This window comes from Ruegeria sp. HKCCA5839 (assembly GCF_013035585.1).
Lineage (GTDB): Bacteria > Pseudomonadota > Alphaproteobacteria > Rhodobacterales > Rhodobacteraceae > Ruegeria.
The window spans coordinates 67,056-84,973 of the sequence record NZ_WQIE01000001.1 but is presented as its reverse complement, the minus strand read 5'-3'; the positions used below and the strand labels follow the sequence as shown (position 1 = coordinate 84,973).

The following is a 17,918-nucleotide window of genomic DNA, read 5'->3' as shown; positions in this document are numbered from 1 at the left end:
AGCCCGCCTTTTTTTCTTCTAAACGTTCAGGGCTAAACCCAAACCGCTTTAGTTCCCCGAATTACGTTCGGCTTCGATCTCGCGCCATTTTGCAACGTTGCGGTTATGCTCCTGCAACGTCTCGGCAAACGCGTGACCGCCTGTGCCATCCGCCACGAAGAACACGAAATCCGTGTCATCAGGGGCCACAGCGGCTTCAAGGCTCGCCAGACCCGGATTGGCAATCGGGGTCGGCGGCAACCCGTCGATCTGATAGGTATTCCAAGGGGTTGGACGGTTAAGTTCACTACGCCGCAACCCGCGACCCAGTGTTCCCTGACCTTTGGTGACACCATAGATCACAGTAGGGTCTGTCTGCAGACGCATCCCTTGGTTCAGACGGTTCACAAACACGCTCGCGACCTGCCCGCGTTCTTCCGGCACGCCGGTTTCCTTTTCGATGATCGAGGCCAGGATCAACATCTCTTCAGGGCTCGAGATCGGCAGCCCTTCTTGACGGGCCTCCCAGACCGCGTTGATCCGCCGCTGCTGCTCTTCCATCATGTCCCGCAAAACGTCTGCGCGCGCCGCGCCTGGCGTCACGTCATAGCTGTCGGGGGCCAGCATCCCCTCGGGTGGGATTTCGGCAATATCGCCACTCAGCGCCCCAAAGCTCTTGAGCGCTTCCACAACCTGCCACGACGTCACACCTTCGGCCAGCGATACACGGTACCGCGTATCCGCATTGTCTCGCTTCTCAGTATAGGCATCAGGGATCTGTTCATCACTTGCGTCAAACGCAGCAATCTCGACGAAATCCAACGTGGCCGGGTCAAGCTCGCGCACGCGGGTCTGAATACGTGTTACACCGATCCGGTACTCGATCTCTGAGCCGCAAGTACTGGCACCCGAGCTGGTGATCTCGTCAATGATCTGCTCCATCGACGCGCCTTCGCGCACCAGAAAACTGCCCGCTTTCAACTGCTGGGACTTGTCGCTGTAATCGGCGGCCATGCGGAAGATCGTGCCACTGCTGATCGCGCCCTGATCTTCCAGATCACGGCTGACACGCGTCATGTTCGAGCCCGGCTGCACCTGCAGGCAAATCGCGGTTTCCAAAGGGCCTTCAGCCCGGTATTGCGATTGCCCCCACAGGACCACACCGCCCATGATGAACAGGCCAACCACAAGGATGGTCAACATGTTCGATGCAAGGGCCCGCCACATTCAGCTGACCTTTCCGAAGATCACGCTGGCATTGGTCCCGCCAAAGCCGAACGAGTTTGAAAGGGCCACGTCGATCTTGCGCTCACGCTTGGTGTTGGGTGCCAGATCGATAGGCGTTTCCACGGCAGGGTTTTCCAAGTTGATTGTCGGCGGCGCAACCTGATCGCGGATCGCGAGGATCGAGAATATGGCCTCAATCGCACCTGCAGCCCCCAGCAAGTGACCTGTTGCTGACTTTGTCGAGGTCATGGTCGCCTCACTGGCGTGATCGCCTAGCAAACGCTCGACCGCACCCAGTTCGATGGTATCGGCCATGGTCGACGTGCCATGCGCGTTGATATAGTCCAGATCCTTCGGCTCCAACCCGGCGCTGCGCAGCGCGGCGCGCATCGAACGTTCGGCGCCGTCACCGTCCTCGGATGGGGCAGTAATGTGATATGCGTCCCCAGACATGCCATAGCCCAGAACTTCGGCGTAAATCTTGGCACCGCGCGCCTTGGCATGCTCATAGTCTTCCAGCACCACGATACCGGCGCCCTCACCCATGACAAAGCCGTCCCGGTCAACGTCATAAGGGCGGCTCGCTTTCTTGGGATCATCGGCATATTTCGTCGAAAGCGCCTTACAGGCGTTGAAACCCGCGATACCGATTTCGCAGATACAACCCTCGCCGCCACCGGCGATCATGACGTCGGCATCACCCGCCCGGATGATACGGCTTGCGTCCCCAATCGCATGTGCACCCGTCGAACAGGCTGTCACAACCGAGTGGTTCGGCCCCTTGAAGCCGTGGCGGATCGATACCTGTCCCGAAGCCAGGTTGATCAGCGCGCCGGGAATAAAGAAGGGCGACACACGTCGCGGGCCTTTGTCGCGGATCAGGTTCGCAGTGTTTGCGATAGATCCCAGACCACCAATTCCGGAACCGATCAAGACACCGGTGCGCAGCCGCGCCTCTTCATCTTCGGGCAACCAATTCGCATCCTGACACGCCATATCGGCTGCAGCGATGGAATAGAGGATAAAATCTTCGATCTTGCGCTGTTCTTTTGGTGGCATCCAATCGTCAGGATTGAACGTGCCATCGGTGCCATCGCCGCGCGGGACTTCACAGGCGTAGGTCGTGGTGACGCCGCTTTCAACCGCGTCGAAATGAGTGATCGGACCCGCACCGGATTCACCATCCAGCAGCCGCGACCAGGATTCCTCGACCCCGCTGGCCAAAGGAGTGACCAATCCAAGGCCGGTAACAACGACTCTGCGCATAGATATGCCTCTTGCCTGCTTACTGTTATTAGAACCGCTCATACCCCGGCACGGGGTCCGGGGGCAAGACCATCAGCGTATTCGCATATGCGGTCGCCACGGCAACTTGCCCGGGCGACCGCACTGAAACGCAAGCTGGGCTCGTCGTAACGCTTGGCGCTGACATGCTCAGGTCAGACCGCGCGCCTCGGCGAACACCGCAGTCTTACTGGAACTGAGCCACCGGCTCATGAGCGCCCCGGGCGACGCGCAACGCGTCCTCCAATGACAATTTTTTGCGGAACAATGCGCGCCCCACAATTGCCCCGGAAATGTTCGGAATATAAGCCAGGCGCGAAATGTCATCCGCGCTGCGCACCACACCGCTGGCAATCACCGGTGTGCGAGACTGCGCCGCCAAACCCGATATCAACCCCAACTGCGCCTCGACATCTTCCATGTCGCTGTCGATATCTGTCACAAGGATCGCCGCAAAAGGCGTATCCGCAAATGCGTCGATAAAGGCTTCGGCCGTAAACGCGCTCTGGCTGCGCCAGCCTTCGGTCATCACACGACCTTTCCAGACATCCACCGCCAGAACAATCTGGTCTGGATACAGCTTGGCCAATTCCTTCACCAGATTCGGCTCCCATGCCGCCATGGTGCCGATCACGATCCGGCCTGCACCTTTATCTAGCCAATGCTCAACATGTTCGCGGGTGCGCATTCCTCCGGCCAATTGCACAGGGATCTCGGCCGAGCGAATGATCTCCTCCACCAAAGCGGCGTTGGTATCGCGACCCTCGATTGCGTCAAAATCGGTCAGTTGCATCCACTCGGCACCCGCAGCCGCCCAGCCGCGCACCGTTTCCACCGGATCCACATGCCAGATCAACGCATCTTCCAACCGCCCCTTGTCCAGGGTCACGCACCGACCGTTCTGCAACTCCATCGTGGGGTAGATCATCATGACTCATTTCCTCCGCTGAATCACTCTGGATTTCCACGGTAGCATAGAGTCTCAAAATGGGTTCCGGTTTCACAAGATCGGCAAACCCGGACTGTTTTGCGGCATCGATCAATGTCGCGTCGGTGGACGATCCCGCTTGAGCAAGTGAACATCGGTTCCGCGATACTTGGCCTCGCGCATCAATGTATAGCCGAGTTTCTGCGCCAGTTTCAGCGACGCTTCGTTCTTGCTGCCTATCAAGGACACCAACGGGCCGGGAATCACGCGATCAAACCAGTCATGCGCGGCCTGCGCCGCCTCAAACCCAAAGCCCTGCCCCTGACCTTCTTGGGCCAAAACCCAGCCAGCCTCTGGGAAAGTATCGAAATCTTCACCCAAGTCTCGGTTCCCATAAAAGAAACCCGCTTGGCCAATCAGCGTCCGGTTGGCTTGCAGCACAACAGCCCATTGTCCAAACCCTGCCATTTGCCAATGCCCGGCATTGCGCACGAACGATTCCCAGGCTTCGCCACGGGTTTTGGGTTTGCCGCCGATATGGCACACGACCTTGGGGTCGCGCCATATCTCTGCGAACCGGTTAAAGTCCTCAGGTCGCATCGCGCACAGCGTCAACCGTGCGGTGTTGATCATCGGGGTGGATCTTATCATGCCCTTGCCCGCTTATGTTTTCTGCCTCAGACAATACGTTGCGAAGGGTAAACATCTCATGCAAGAGAGAAATTTGTCTGGCCACAAAAAAACGGCGCCTCCGTTGCCCGGAAGCGCCGCTTTTTTCAGAACCGAAGCTCTTAGGAAGCTTCGCTGATGAATTTGACGGCGTCGCCAAAGGTCTGGATGGTTTCAGCCGCGTCATCAGGGATCTCGATGCCGAATTCTTCTTCGAAGGCCATAACCAGCTCAACAGTGTCCAAGCTGTCTGCGCCCAGATCGTCGATGAAGGATGCGTTTTCCGCAACTTTGTCTTCTTCAACACCCAGGTGCTCAACAACGATCTTCTTTACGCGATCTGCGACGTCGCTCATGTCTATTCCTCATTCTATTTCAGGGCTGTTTGCCCGGTTCTGCCCTTGCCCGCGCGGGGTGGCCTTGGTTTGCCCATTCCGGGCGGTTTGGGTCCCGGGTCCCCGGGAAAACAAAGAACCGATCGGAACCGGTCCCTTTTAAGATGCGCCGCCTATAGCATACACAACGCACAAGGCAAACGCTTTCGCGCCTGCCAATTGCAGCGCCTACAACATGGCCATGCCGCCGTTCACATGCAAGGTTGTCCCGGTGACATAACCCGCCTCGGGGCTTGCAAGATACAGAACAGCCGCGGCAATTTCGCCCGGATCGCCCATGCGACCGGCAGGAACTTGCCCCAGAATACCAGCTTTCTGGTCATCGGTCAGCTTGTCGGTCATGGCGGTGGTGATGAAACCGGGCGCCACCGCATTTGCAGTGATTCCTCGGCTGGCAACCTCATAGGCCAGCGATTTGGTCATGCCCACCATACCCGCCTTGGACGCGGCATAGTTTGCCTGTCCCGGGTTCCCGGTCGCGCCAACCACGGATGAGATGTTGATGATCCGCCCCCAACGGGCCTTCATCATGCCGCGCATCACGCCTTTGCACAGCTTCATGGTCGAGGTCAGGTTCACGTTGATCACGCTTTGCCAGTCTTCATCCGACATGCGCATGAACAGGTTGTCCCGCGTGATCCCGGCATTGTTGACCAGAATATCGACCGACCCCATTGCCTCGATCGCCTGTTTCGGCAGCGCCTCAACAGCCTCGGCATCGCTCAGGTTGCACGGCAGCACATGAGCGCGTTCGCCCAACTCGTCAGCCAGCGCCTGCAACGGCTCAACACGTGTACCGGACAGACCCACGGTTGCGCCCGCGCCGTGCAAAGCACGCGCGATGTCACCACCGATACCGCCTGACGCGCCGGTGACCAGAGCATTCTTTCCTGTCAAATCAAACATGTAAAACTTCCTCGTTGCGCACCCTGTCGGGTGTCATCCCTGTTATTGACCCGCGCCCAGCGCCGCTTGAACATCATCCGGCGATCCCACGGCCTGACATGCAACCGCCCGGTCGATCTTGCGGATCATCCCCGACAAAGCCTTGCCCGCTCCGATCTCCCAGACGCTATCGACCCCTTGGGCCACCATGTACTGCACACTTTCGCGCCAGCGGACCGAGCCGGTGACTTGCTCAACCAGCAGCGACCGGATCTGATCCGGGTCGGTGACTGCTTCGGCCCGTACATTTGCCACCAGCGGCACCGCAGGTGTTTTGATTTCAACACCGGCCAAAGCTTCGGCCATCACATCAGCGGCGGGCTGCATCAGCGCGCAATGGAACGGCGCGCTGACGGGCAGCATCACCGCCCGCTTGGCACCTTTTTCCTTGGCGATCACCGCAGCGCGTTCCACAGCGGCCTTCGCACCGGACACAACAACCTGAGTGGGATCGTTGTCATTTGCGGCTTGGCACGCCTCGCCTTGTGCGGCCTCTTCGGCCACTGCGCGCACCGCGTCCAGATCAAGGCCCAGAACGGCGGCCATCGCGCCCTCACCCACCGGCACGGCAGATTGCATCGCCTGCCCCCGCGTGCGCAGCAGGCGCGCGGTATCCGCGACAGACAATGCGCCCGCAGCAGCCAGCGCGGAATATTCGCCCAGAGAATGCCCCGCCACAAACGCCGCATCCGTAATCGACGCGCCTTCGGCCTCCAATGCGCGCATCGCCGCGATCGAGGTCGCCATCAGCGCCGGTTGTGCGTTCTGGGTCAGCGTCAGATCAGCAATGTCACCCTCCCAGATCAAGGCGCTCAGCTTTTCGCCCAGGGCCTCATCAACCTCATTGAACACGGCTTGGGCCGCCGGATAAGCCTCGGCCAGAGCCTTCCCCATGCCAATGGTCTGGGCGCCCTGCCCCGGAAATACGAACGCGCGTGTCATAGATGCCTCTTGGATGACGTCAGGTTGCCGCGCGGTGTAAACCGACAGGCCGCGCGGCACAAGCATTGCCTGCGCTCTGCATCTGGGCACCGGTTCTGTGCGTTTCTCGCACTTGTGTCCCATGGGCAGCGATTTAGGGTGTAGCGAACTGAATGTCCCGGAGATTTCCCCGATGTCCCTGAGCAATACTTACTCAAGCTACGGCAGTGTCACCAAGGCCTTTCACTGGATGACCGCCTTGCTGATCTTAACGGCTTTACCGCTGGGCTGGATCGCCAACGACCTGGCTCATGTCTTGTTTGATCCAACGGTCACACCGACCGAAGCGCAGATTGCCCGCGCGGCCAATCTGTTTTCGCTGCACAAGACTGTAGGGGTAACGGTTTTCTTTGTCGCCCTGGCCCGCATCCTCTGGGCAGTCACGCAAACCAAACCAGGCCTTCTGAATGCGGATAACAAACCCGAAGCCTTTGCTGCCGAAACGGTTCACTGGCTGCTCTATGGCTCTTTGGTTCTGGTCCCTCTGACCGGATGGATCCACCACGCGGCAAGCGAGGGTTTTGCGCCGATTCTCTGGCCCTTTGGACAGAACCTGCCTTTCGTCCCGAAATCTCTCGGCCTGGCCGAGCTGACAGGTACATTGCACGAGCTTTTGATGTGGGTTCTGGTCGCGTCACTGGGCCTGCATATTGCCGGTGGGCTCAAGCACCATATTGTCGACAAGGACAGCACTCTGCGTCGCATGTTGCCGGGTCGCTCAGACTCACCGCAACCACCGCAACAACATCACAGCCCGGTCCCGGCTGTCGCGGCGCTTGCCGTTTGGGTGGCCGTCCTCACTGGTGGCTGGGCGATGGGAGAGTTCTCGCACGGTCGTCACGATAATGTGGATCACGATCACGGAGACGCGCAGCTGGCCGAAGTTCAATCCGATTGGCAGGTTCAGGACGGTACTCTGTCGATTACGATTTCGCAATTGGGCAGCCCGGTCACAGGAGCGTTCTCAGATTGGACGGCTGCGATCACCTTTGACGAGCCTGATGCACCCGGACCCGCCGGGTCGGTCGATGTCACCGTCGCCATCGCTTCACTTAGTCTGGGCACTGTGACGGATCAGGCCATGGGGGCAGATTTCTTCGATGCGACCCAGTTTCCAACCGCACAGTTCAAGGCGGATCTGTTCAAGACGGAAACAGGTTACGAAGCCCGCGGTCCGCTGACCATACGTGACAAAACCATGGAAATCGTCCTGCCCTTCTCGCTGGACCTTCAGGACAACACAGCAGCCATGAGTGGCGCATTGGAGTTGAACCGGTTGGAGTTTGACGTCGGGACCTCACAGCCCACCGAAGACTCTTTGGGTTTTGTTGTCACCGTTGGGGTCGAGTTGACGGCCACGCGGACTCAATAAGAAAAAACCGCCAGAGCGTTTGGCTCTGGCGGCTGAATTTCATCCGGTAGAGGCTGGCTTATTCGGCCTTTTGCGCCTCGACCGAGATTTGAACCGTCACTTCGTCACCAACGAACGGCGCAAACTGGCCCAAATCAAACTCGCTGCGCGTCAGTGTGGTTGTCGCGTTGAAACCTGCCCATGGCTTGTTGGCCATCGGGTGGTTGTCGACCTTGTTCAGCGAGGCATCCAAAACAACAGATTTGGTGACACCGTTCATCGTCAGGTCACCCGTGATATTTGCGGTGTCGTCACCGGTCACTTCAATGCCGGTCGAGGTGAAAGTGATCAGGTCACCCTCTTTCGCACCAAAAAAGTCCTCGGACATGAAATGACCTTCACGTGCTTCCCAGCCGGTGAACATGGACATGACAGGCATGGAAACACTCACGCTTGAAGCAGCCGGGTTTTCTTGATCGAACATGATCTCACCTTCAAAACCCGAGAACATCCCGTAGGTGGTCGAAAAACCCAGGTGGTCATAGGAAAACAAAACCTGACTATGGCTGGGATCCAAAACGTATTTTTCGGCGCCGGCAAACGCTGTTGTCGCCGATACGGCCAGTGCTGCAGCAATAATGGTGGATTTCATGGTTATCTCCGCGGTGTTAAGTTCGCAAACCTCAAGGCTCGCTCATAACACATTTGTGCCGCCCAAGGGCGGCACTCAAGTTTTTTTGATCAACAGGTTCTGTTCTTTTTTGAACAGAATAAAACTCAGCCGAGGATTGTTACGTTCTGGCTCAGTTGTCCTTTCAGCGCGCGGCTGACATCCGCCGATTGCAGGGGAAGCTTCATCAGCAAGCTGCCATCAACGTCAAACAGTTCGACCTGATCATCCGAGAAACGGGCACCACCCAAAGATTCATAGCTGCGGCGCAGAACGGTTTGCGGACGACCATTCTCGTTCTTTTGCAGGATACGAACCTCACGGCGGATCGGGTCAAAATAGGCGTCAGGACGGGTATCCAGCAATTCTACGGTCAGCAGGCTGACACCGCCAATCAGAAACGCCAGCGATGCGATCAACTTGAACGGCCATACCTCGGCACCCATCACCGAACCTGGCATCAACCACATCGAGAAGGCGATCATGATCAACAGTGCTCCGGCGATCCGAGCGAGTACAAGTCGTGCCTTCCAATTCGGTGCGAAATTGATCAGCAGAGGTACGGATTTTTCATAGACTGCGCTCTGCGCTGTCTTTTCGAAAGTGTTCGTATTCACTACGGCCATTGGTTTGCCCTGTCTTTATCTGTTGCGATGTTCCGGGTGTCCCCGTCTTAATGAACAACCTCGAGGAGAAAAGCGTCAGGAATTGGGCACCCTGGTGGAAATAGCACGGCGTCTCAAAGGCATGTAAGGCAGGGCTTGTTCCCACCGCCCAAACGTGTATATGGGGCCATCCTTCGCACAGATGTGAATCGCGCAGCCTCTCGTGGCAGGGTCGCGAAGGACAAAATGGCCCCGCCTTTGAAATGCGCCTTGATATAAACAGGAGTGAACATGCCACTGTATGAGCATGTAATGATCGCGCGTCAGGATCTGTCCAACGCGCAGGCCGAAGGCCTGATCGAACACTTTGGCACCGTACTGTCCGACAATGGCGGCAAACTCGTCGATAGCGAGTATTGGGGTGTCAAGACGATGGCCTACAAGATCAACAAGAACCGCAAGGGTCACTATTCCTTCCTGAAGACCGATGCCCCCTCGGGCGCGGTGCAGGAAATGGAACGCCTGATGCGCCTGCATGACGACGTCATGCGTGTTCTGACCATCAAAGTTGACGAGCACGCCGAAGGCCCGTCGGTTCAGATGCAAAAGCGTGACGAACGTGGCGACCGCCGCGAGCGCCGTTGATCAACGCCTGACGAAAGGACATAAACCATGGCCGCAAAACCGTTTTTCCGCCGTCGCAAAGTTTGCCCGTTCTCGGGTGAAAACGCGCCGAAGATCGACTATAAAGACACTCGTCTGCTGCAGCGCTACATTTCTGAGCGCGGCAAGATCGTTCCCTCGCGTATCACTGCCGTTTCGGCGAAGAAGCAGCGTGAACTGGCCCGTGCCATCAAGCGCGCCCGCTTCCTCGCCCTGCTGCCCTACGCCGTTAAGTAAGGAGAGACTGACATGCAAGTTATCCTTCTGGAACGTGTTGCGAAACTGGGTCAGATGGGCGACGTCGTTGACGTCAAGCCCGGCTACGCCCGCAACTTCCTGCTGCCCCAAGGCAAAGCCCTGAGCGCGTCCGAGTCGAACATCGCCTCGTTCGAAGCCCAAAAGGCTCAGCTTGAAGCACGCAACCTGGAAACCAAGAAAGAAGCTGAAGCGCTGGCTGAAAAGCTGGACGATCAGCAGTTCATCGTGATTCGCTCGGCCTCGGATGCCGGTGCGCTCTATGGCTCTGTCACTCCACGTGACGCCGCAGACGCCGCCACCGAAGCAGGTTTCACCGTCGACAAGAAACAGATCGCCCTGATCGCTCCGATCAAAGAGTTGGGTCTGCACACCGTCGCCGTTCACCTGCACCCCGAAGTTGAAGTTTCGATCAAGCTGAACGTCGCGCGCTCGGAAGAAGAGGCCGAATTGCAAGCTTCGGGCAAATCGATCCAGGAACTGGCCGCAGAAGAAGAAGCTGCAGCCGAGTTCGAGATCGCCGAACTGTTTGATGATATCGGTTCTGCGGCATCGGAAGACGACGAACTGGTCGCCGATGCAGCTCCTGCCGAAGAGGCTGCCGAAGACGAAACCCAAGCCTAACAAGGTATTTGGACGAGCCACTTGAAAGGCCGTGCTGACAACAGCGCGGCCTTTTCCATTTTCAGCTTATACGGGCAAAATTTCGCCAGATTAAATGCCTAGGCTTGCGAGGTAACGGCCGTTCCTTATGATCCGCAAGCAATGACAAAGAGGTTCCAAATGCTCTCGTTCAAACGTCGCGACTTTCTGGCTTTGACTGCAATTCTTCCGCTCGCAGCCTGCGGCGGAGCTGACAACGCTGTATCGCGTGGGGATACGTTTGATCCACCGCTTTATCCTAACGAAACCCCCGAACTTCGCGCATCAATCAACAGATGGGCCGACCATTATGAACTCCCGCGCGAGCTGGTACACAAGCTCGCCATCCGCGAAAGCACCCACCGTCCCTGGGCTGTAAACCGTCCCTACTATGGCTTGCTTCAAATTCTACCGGCAACGGCTCGCTCAATGGGATACAGCGGAAACGCCAAGGGGTTGTTGGATGCGGACACCAATCTGGAATTCGCGGGCAAGTATCTGCGTGGGGCCTGGCTGCTTTCAGACGGCAATCAGGATCGAGCTATTTTTCTATACGCCAAAGGGTTTTACCCCGAGGCCAAAGCGCGCGGAATGCTTGTCGAAACCGGGCTGCGCTCGAACTAAGCGTGGCTTTTTTCTCAGGTTTTGACGGAATGGCAGCAACACCGGGGCCAAACCGTTCTTGACCCGACAAAAAATGCGCCTTTCTGTCAAATGAAATTCGAATTAAGATTACAGTATGTGCACCCCTCACTTGCATCCGTATCAGAAGCTGCCCTAACGTAAACATTGGACACCCCTGAATTGGCAAAGTGTCAAAAGATGCATCGCTCTAAAGGTTTGAACGGTGAAACTCATAGACCTGGCTGCGCTCGACCAAGATGAAAAGTCGACCGCAGATATCATAAACGCTGTTTGCCACGAGCTGGGCTTTGACTATGCGTCTTATGCCACGATGAACACCGCCGGAGGCGATGTACAGGGATATGCCAACTATCCCGATGAGTGGAAGATTCACTACGGTAGCCACGGCTACCACAAATTCGACCCCACCATTTATACCTCCATGCTCAGTATTGCACCGGTGGATTGGGGGCGTTTCCAGAAAGATGAAAAGTTTAATGCGGTTTTCCGGGACGCGCATGATTTCGGCATAACATCGCGCGGTCTGACGGTTCCAGTGCGCGGTCCCTACGGCGAATGTGGCTTGCTGAACGTCACGCGGGATTGTTCCGATGCCGAATGGGACAAGTACAAACGGTACGTGATGGGCGACCTTCAAATGGCAGCCGTCAATGCACATGATACAGTCATGCAATCGGGTGTCCTGTCCCGCGCGCTTTATCTTCCTTCCCTGTCCACCCGTGAAAAAGAAATCCTGCAATGGGTTGCTGAAGGCAAGTCACAACAAGATATCGGTGACATCCTTTCGATCTCGCACCGGACTGTCGAGGTTCACATGCGTTCGGGTCGGGAAAAACTTGGCGCTTTGACCACGCCGCAGGCTATTGGCCGGGCAATAGGTCTAGGCTTAATCACGCCAGGTTAACAAAAAAAATACAAAAATACGGGAAACCCCCAATAGTCTCATTTCAAATGTTCGTTAATCCTGCTCCTACGGTAACCAATCTGTAGGGGGATGGAAATGATCATCGTTATCGATGGTATCAACCAACACTTATTCACTGACATCTTGGACGAGATGTACCAACTCCGCGCGCGCGTTTTCGGGGATCGCCTGGGCTGGGAAGTCAATATCGAAAACGGGCGCGAGCGCGATGCGTTCGACGACCTGCATCCGGCACATGTCGTAAGCATCAACGACGATGGGGACGTCGTTGGGTGCATGCGCCTGTTGCAGACAACCGGGCCACATATGATGGCCGACGTCTTTAACGCGATCCTGGATGGCGAACCGCCGATCCGAAGCGCCCAGGTTTGGGAGGCAACGCGCTTTTGCGTGGACACGAAAAAACTGGGGCGCGGCCGCGGGAAGAACTCGATTTCCTATGTGACCAGCGAGGTCATGATCGGGTCGTTTGAATATGCGATGCAGGCCGGAGTGCTGGATTCGATTGCGGTGATCGATCCGGTCATGAACCGGGTGCTGCAACGATCGGGCAACGCTCCATACGACTATCTTGGCACGGCTAAACCAATGGGCAAAGTCGTGGCCATGGCTGCAATGATGGACTGTTCGGAAGAACGGATCGCTGACATCCGCGCGTATGCGGGTATTGAACATGACGTCTTCTTGTCCGAAGACGAAGCGCTGGCGCTGTTTGCGCGGTCAAAATCGCCTCTGCCTGCGAACCAAGACCACAAGCCACTCACCGATCTTGAAAGGTATTTTGTGGAGCAGATAAGCGCCTCGACCACCGAAGACGAACGGATGGCCACGCTGAAGCTGATCGAAACTCTAACAGATACATTCTCGCCAGAGCAAAAAGTTGCTCTGCTTGGACCCCCCCGTGCTTTTGCTCATGAGGTCTGACCCCCTCGCCTCATAGAACCAAAAGCCACCCATGCGGAGCCGTCTTCGAGATAAGTCGGCTCCGCATTTTTTGTCACCCTGGATCGCCCCGGGAGGAAGAGGTTTATTCCTCTTCCAGTGCCTCAACCGCTTTTTGCAGGTCGTCTTTGCTGACTTCCTTGTCGGCGACCTGGGCCAGTTCAAATACGTAGTCAACGACCTTGTCTTCAAAGATCGGCGCCCGCAACTGCTGCTGCATCTGGGCGTTCTGCTGCACGAACTCAAAGAACTGGCGTTCCTGACCAGGATATTGACGCGCCTGGTTCATGATCGCCTGAGTCATTTCGGCATCGGTAACTTCAACTTCGGCCTTTTGCCCAAGTTCAGCCAGCAACAGCCCCAGACGCACGCGGCGCTCGGCCAGCTTGGTGTGCTCTTCTGTCGGCTCGATCTCACCATGATCGTGGCCTTCCACATCGGGGTTTTCCTCGTGGAACAACTGATGTGCAATCTGCTTGGCTTCGGCTTCAACCAGCGACGGCGGCAGGTCGAAGGAAACCTTCTCGTCCAGAACATCCAAGAGACCACGCTTCATTACGGCGCGGGACGCACCGGCATATTCTGCCTCAAGACGTTCCGAGATCTGCTCTTTCAAACCAGCCAGATCCTCGGCGCCAAATTTCTTGGCCAGCTCATCATTGACCTCTGCCGCGACAGGCTCTTTCACCTCTTTGATGGTGCAGGTAAAGACCGCATCTTTGCCCGCCAGATGCTCGGCACCGTATTCTTCCGGGAAAGTGACGTTGACGTCTTTTTCTTCCTCGGCCTTCACACCGACCAGTTGCTCTTCAAAGCCGGGGATGAAGCTGTTCGAGCCCAGAACCAGCGGATAGTCTTCGGCCGATCCACCTTCAAACTCTTCGCCGTCAACCTTGCCGACAAAGTCAAACACGATCTGATCGCCGTCCTTGGCCTTTGAGCCCTTGCGGCGCGCTTTGAAATCCTGCGCGGTTTCGGCCAGGTTGTTCAGCGCTTCTTCAATGGCTGCATCGTCTGCTTTGACAACCAGCTTCTCCAGCTCAACCGTGCTCAAGTCAACTTCGGGGATCTCGGGCAGCGCTTCATAGGACATGGCGACCTCGACATCGTCGCCTTCTTTCCAGTCCTCGTTGGTCATCTTGACCTCAGGCTGCAACGCAGGACGCTCGCCGCTGTCCTCGAAATGCTTGTTCATCGCGCCGTCGATGCTTTCCTGCATCGCTTCACCCAGCAGACGCTGGCCGAACTGCTTTTTCAGCAGGGCCATAGGCACCTTGCCTTTGCGGAAACCTTTCATTTCGATTTCCGGCTGTGCCTCGGTCAGTTTCTCGTTAACCTTGTCGTCCAGCTCGGATGCGGTCACAACGATGTTGTAGCCGCGTTTCAGACCTTCGTTCAGCGTCTCGGTAACCTGCATTATGGTAGTCCCCATAGGATTCGGGGCGCGCAACACGGGCGCGCCAGGCAAATTTGACGCCTTCTATTTGCCCAGCCGCGCGCGTGCAAGAGGCAAAGGCGCCATCAGCCCCGGATTTGACCGCCTTGAACCGAAAAATCGCCCCGGATCGACCGGGGCGATAAGGTGTGTCGTTAAACCGGCTCAGAACCGCCAGCGCGCACCCAGAACCCAAGTGTCATTGCTGTCGAACGATGTTCCGTCATCAAAATCGTGATTCCGGTATTTCAGGTATGCATCAGTGTTGATGCTTTGGATTTTCTGAACAACCGCGAAACCCCATGACTCGGTACTGGATCCGCTGCTGTTGAAATCCGAACCATCGTAATAGTCGATCCCGATCCCCGTCTTCCCCCACGAGACCCAATTGCCTTCATATGAGACCTTGCCATAGAAATAGTCCGGATCGCTCGCACCTGCCCTTTTGTCGTCGCGCGTGCCTGCCGCAACCGTAAAACCAAGCCCGTTGCGCAGCAGAACCGAAGCAGACCCGAAAAAGTCTTCCTGGTCCCCGGAATTATCGTCCCGATCGCGAACCGCATAGGCAAGCGCCGCTCCGAACTCCACCCCGTCCCCGAACGTGTTGGAATACGAGACGCGAACGTCGTAATAGGTATCATCATCACTGCTGGACAATATGTTCTGGCCATAGGCAAATCCCGCCGAAAAACCATTGAACTCCGGGGTGTCATAACGCACACGCCCGCGCCGAGCGCCATCAAAGTTACTGCTGGAGTCGCCTATGGTTATTCCGCTCAGAACCCCATTTGTACCACGGTAGAAGAAGGCCGAGTTTTCATCATTGGTAAAGGAATACAGCGCAGTCCCAACGTAGGACAAATCCACTTCGGCAGCGCCATCGGCAGCCATGCTGCCCTGGCCGGCAGAAAACTTGCCATAGCTTCCTTCCAACGCGAAATCCACGTGACGGATGTCAGTGCGGGTCCAACCGCTGAAACTTGTGCCCAACTGGTTCCACTCTGTTGAATTGGGCAGACCCAAGGCCGTTTCGAGCAGAAAAGTAAATTCGTTGCTGCCATAAGGTTGCATCAGGCGCAGCCCGACCCTGCTGTTCGAGAGGTCGTTGTCCAAAAGGCGCGTTTCAGTTTGCTGCCCGTCATCGACCGAGATCAGCGCCGGGTGCAACTGGCCGTAAAGCAATACATACCCGCCGCTGTTGTTTTCATATTTCAATTCGGCAGCTGCAGGCGATACCAACCCTGCGACCAACGCGGCCCCAGAAACAGAAATTCGGAAATTGCGTGACATCTTTCATACCTCAAATAAGGGTCCGACCGGTTCGAGTCTGGATACTCACTGGGTAACGAAGCGCTGCGACATACCAGCAAGCCTCTGATCAGAAGTTCTTTTCACTCCGAAAGCAGGAAAGGAGTGAGTCTCATCGTGATATCATAATATGTGTCTATTTGATACCGAAACCTCGGCTCAGCACGCAGAAAATCGCCCGCGCCACGCGGTCATGACGACCTTTGGACCCGCGTCAGTTTTTTTGATCACTCAGTAGGTTACGCAGAACCGCAGGCAATTGCTCAGGTAGGTCTTCAGCAATCAAACCCGGCCCGAACTGTCTTGCGCATTCCACATGCAACCAAGCTGCGGTTTCTGCCGCGCTTTGGGGCGCAATCCCGCGTGCCAGAAGCCCCGTGATAAACCCCGCCAAAACGTCACCCGATCCAGCGGTGGCTAACCAGGGGGCCGCGCGCTCATACATCGCCGCGTTGATCGTACATCTTCCATCAGGGTCAGCAATGACAGTATCGGGCCCTTTGAACAGAACAACACACCCCGCCCGTCTCGCCGCTTCACGCGTGGCATCCACCTTGGAATAGGCCGGCCCCACCGTCGGAGCTGATGTCAGCTTTTCGGCAATATCCGGAAACAGGCGCGCAAACTCGCCCCCATGCGGCGTCAGAACACAATTCGGATGCAAGAGTTCGAAAAGCTTGTCCGGATCCTCGCCAAACGCAGTCAAAGCATCTGCGTCCAATACTGTCGCCCGTTGCGCGGCTAAAGCCACCGGCACCAACGCCCGCGCACGCTCCAACCCCAAGCCGGGCCCAAGGCAAAGCGCGCTCAGCCGCGGGTCTTGCAAGAGTTCATCCAAACCCTCTGCGCCTTCAACCCGGCGCATCATCAAGGCTGTAATCTGACACGCCACTTCCATCTGCGCCGCAGGCGGCACGCCAAGCGTCACCAACCCCGCTCCGATCCGCAACGCCCCCCGCGCCGCCAACCGCGCCGCCCCGGTCTGGCCGGAACCACCTGACAGGATCAGCGCGTGGCCGTGGGTGTATTTGTGGGCATCATTATCCTTGCGGTCGGCGTGACGCATTCCGAACGACACCGGCCCGTCGATCAATCGCACCAAAGACCGCGCCTCAGCCTTTTGACGTTCATGGTATTCCTTCAACTGGGCGCCGGTCATTTTCTCGCGCGCCGGGTCATTTACATAAGCGACTAATTCATCAGTACTGCGAAATTTCGGGGCCGGCAGACCAATATCCGCGACCCGCACATTACCACAACGCGCAGGGCCCTCCGCGAGAAAGTGACCGCATTTGGCCTTGTGAAACGTGACCGTCAAATCCGCCTTGCCCGCCACCCCGATCGGGCGCCCGCTATCAGCACATAACCCGGATGGCAGGTCCACAGAGACCGCAACAAAAGGGGGATGACGCTTATGCAGATACGAGAGTGAATATGAAATGCTCTCGGGCACCGGCCGCGTCAGGCCCGTCCCAAACAACGCATCCACGTGCAAATCGCACTGCGGCAGCCAGACACCCTCCGGCAAAGGCGCGACAGTACCGATCTCGAGCCAGCGCTCATAGTTCACCCGCGCGTCCGGCGGCAGCTTGTCTGGGTCCCCATACAGAAAAACCTCCAGCTGCCAACCAAGCTGAAACAAAAGCCGCGCCACGACAAAGCCGTCGCCACCATTGTTCCCAGGGCCGCACAGCACAACTGCTCGAAAGGCATCCCCTTTATCTGGCTCCGAACTTTCCGGGGAAGTTGAGAGGCTGACCCTCGGATCGTTGAACGCGGGCCATTCCTCTAAGATCGCGTCCACCACGCCCTGCCCAGCACGCTCCATCAGCTCCAGCCCGGTGACCTCACCCGAGTCGATTGCGGCCTGCTCAACCGCGCGCATCTGAGCTGCTGTCAACACTTCCGTCATCTCAACACCGCTCGATTCAAAAACGATTACTTTTTAGGCAAGCCGATAAAACTTTAATCGACAGCTTGATTTCGATGGGCCCTGACCGGGCAGAATCCGCATTCACATTGCTGCCTGATCTTAGACGTGATCACTGCCATCCAGACAACCATTCAAG

19 protein-coding genes are annotated in these 17,918 nt (G+C 57.0%); 7 read left to right on the top strand and 12 right to left on the bottom strand.

The genetic code is table 11. From position 1 onward, the window contains the following. Window positions 1-48 precede the first annotated feature (48 nt). The 7 genes from mltG to fabD form a co-directional block, all read right to left on the bottom strand. A complete protein-coding gene (mltG, locus tag GOV38_RS00420; protein WP_171207225.1) occupies window positions 49-1,206 on the bottom strand; it encodes an endolytic transglycosylase MltG in 1,158 nt (385 codons plus the stop codon). Continuing rightward, window positions 1,207-2,472: a beta-ketoacyl-ACP synthase II gene (gene fabF / locus GOV38_RS00415; RefSeq protein WP_171099751.1), complete on the bottom strand. Its 1,266-nt coding sequence runs from the start codon at window positions 2,470-2,472 to the stop codon at window positions 1,207-1,209. It lies immediately after the preceding gene. 205 nt (window positions 2,473-2,677) lie between these two features. After that, window positions 2,678-3,421: a HisA/HisF-related TIM barrel protein gene (locus GOV38_RS00410; RefSeq protein WP_171099753.1), complete on the bottom strand. Its 744-nt coding sequence runs from the start codon at window positions 3,419-3,421 to the stop codon at window positions 2,678-2,680. Window positions 3,422-3,529: 108 nt separating this feature from the next. Then, the gene (locus GOV38_RS00405) at window positions 3,530-4,069 is read right to left on the bottom strand and encodes a GNAT family N-acetyltransferase (RefSeq protein WP_171099755.1); all 540 of its coding nucleotides are present in this window, start codon (window positions 4,067-4,069) and stop codon (window positions 3,530-3,532) included. A gap of 140 nt (window positions 4,070-4,209) precedes the next feature. Further along, a complete protein-coding gene (locus GOV38_RS00400) occupies window positions 4,210-4,443 on the bottom strand; it encodes an acyl carrier protein (RefSeq protein ID WP_008756330.1) in 234 nt (77 codons plus the stop codon). A 207-nt stretch (window positions 4,444-4,650) separates the two neighbouring features. Next, window positions 4,651-5,388 carry a 3-oxoacyl-[acyl-carrier-protein] reductase gene (gene fabG, locus GOV38_RS00395; RefSeq protein ID WP_171130089.1) on the bottom strand — a complete coding sequence of 246 codons (738 nt, stop codon included), beginning with the start codon at window positions 5,386-5,388 and terminating at the stop codon, window positions 4,651-4,653. Window positions 5,389-5,430: 42 nt separating this feature from the next. Further along, window positions 5,431-6,369, bottom strand: coding sequence for an ACP S-malonyltransferase (fabD, locus tag GOV38_RS00390; protein WP_171207224.1), 939 nt, complete (start codon window positions 6,367-6,369; stop codon window positions 5,431-5,433). Between the two features lie 172 nt (window positions 6,370-6,541). Here fabD and GOV38_RS00385 point away from each other — a divergent pair, with 172 nt between their 5' ends. Next, complete coding sequence (locus tag GOV38_RS00385; protein ID WP_171207223.1) at window positions 6,542-7,780, top strand: cytochrome b/b6 domain-containing protein; 1,239 nt, start codon at window positions 6,542-6,544, stop codon at window positions 7,778-7,780. A gap of 58 nt (window positions 7,781-7,838) precedes the next feature. Here GOV38_RS00385 and GOV38_RS00380 read toward each other — a convergent pair whose 3' ends face one another. Both GOV38_RS00380 and GOV38_RS00375 read right to left on the bottom strand, forming a co-directional pair. Next, a complete protein-coding gene (locus GOV38_RS00380) occupies window positions 7,839-8,411 on the bottom strand; it encodes a YceI family protein (protein ID WP_171099762.1) in 573 nt (190 codons plus the stop codon). Between the two features lie 125 nt (window positions 8,412-8,536). Continuing rightward, entirely contained in the window at window positions 8,537-9,055 is a 519-nt protein-coding gene (locus GOV38_RS00375; RefSeq protein ID WP_171099764.1) for a hypothetical protein, read from the bottom strand. A 270-nt stretch (window positions 9,056-9,325) separates the two neighbouring features. On the opposite strand from GOV38_RS00375, the gene rpsF reads away from it, so the two are divergent. The 6 genes from rpsF (at window position 9,326) to GOV38_RS00345 (ending at window position 13,088) form a co-directional block, all read left to right on the top strand. Next, a complete protein-coding gene (rpsF, locus tag GOV38_RS00370) occupies window positions 9,326-9,679 on the top strand; it encodes a 30S ribosomal protein S6 (protein ID WP_171099766.1) in 354 nt (117 codons plus the stop codon). Between the two features lie 27 nt (window positions 9,680-9,706). Next, window positions 9,707-9,934, top strand: a complete 228-nt coding sequence (gene rpsR / locus GOV38_RS00365; RefSeq protein ID WP_005608650.1) for a 30S ribosomal protein S18 — start codon at window positions 9,707-9,709, stop codon at window positions 9,932-9,934. A 12-nt stretch (window positions 9,935-9,946) separates the two neighbouring features. Continuing rightward, window positions 9,947-10,576 carry a 50S ribosomal protein L9 gene (rplI, locus tag GOV38_RS00360; RefSeq protein WP_171099767.1) on the top strand — a complete coding sequence of 210 codons (630 nt, stop codon included), beginning with the start codon at window positions 9,947-9,949 and terminating at the stop codon, window positions 10,574-10,576. A 159-nt stretch (window positions 10,577-10,735) separates the two neighbouring features. Beyond that, window positions 10,736-11,218 (top strand): lytic transglycosylase domain-containing protein, encoded by a 483-nt coding sequence (locus GOV38_RS00355; protein ID WP_171207222.1) that lies wholly within the window; start codon window positions 10,736-10,738, stop codon window positions 11,216-11,218. A 223-nt stretch (window positions 11,219-11,441) separates the two neighbouring features. Beyond that, entirely contained in the window at window positions 11,442-12,143 is a 702-nt protein-coding gene (locus GOV38_RS00350; protein ID WP_171130099.1) for a LuxR family transcriptional regulator, read from the top strand. 96 nt (window positions 12,144-12,239) lie between these two features. Next, window positions 12,240-13,088, top strand: a complete 849-nt coding sequence (locus GOV38_RS00345) for an acyl-homoserine-lactone synthase (RefSeq protein ID WP_171207221.1) — start codon at window positions 12,240-12,242, stop codon at window positions 13,086-13,088. Between the two features lie 103 nt (window positions 13,089-13,191). Here the strand turns inward: GOV38_RS00345 and tig are convergent, their stop codons facing one another. The 3 genes from tig to GOV38_RS00330 form a co-directional block, all read right to left on the bottom strand. Next, the gene (gene tig / locus GOV38_RS00340; protein WP_171100150.1) at window positions 13,192-14,523 is read right to left on the bottom strand and encodes a trigger factor; all 1,332 of its coding nucleotides are present in this window, start codon (window positions 14,521-14,523) and stop codon (window positions 13,192-13,194) included. Between the two features lie 183 nt (window positions 14,524-14,706). Further along, window positions 14,707-15,831, bottom strand: a complete 1,125-nt coding sequence (locus GOV38_RS00335) for a porin (protein WP_171099772.1) — start codon at window positions 15,829-15,831, stop codon at window positions 14,707-14,709. A 232-nt stretch (window positions 15,832-16,063) separates the two neighbouring features. Further along, complete coding sequence (locus GOV38_RS00330) at window positions 16,064-17,761, bottom strand: NAD(P)H-hydrate dehydratase (RefSeq protein WP_171207220.1); 1,698 nt, start codon at window positions 17,759-17,761, stop codon at window positions 16,064-16,066. Window positions 17,762-17,918 lie beyond the last annotated feature (157 nt).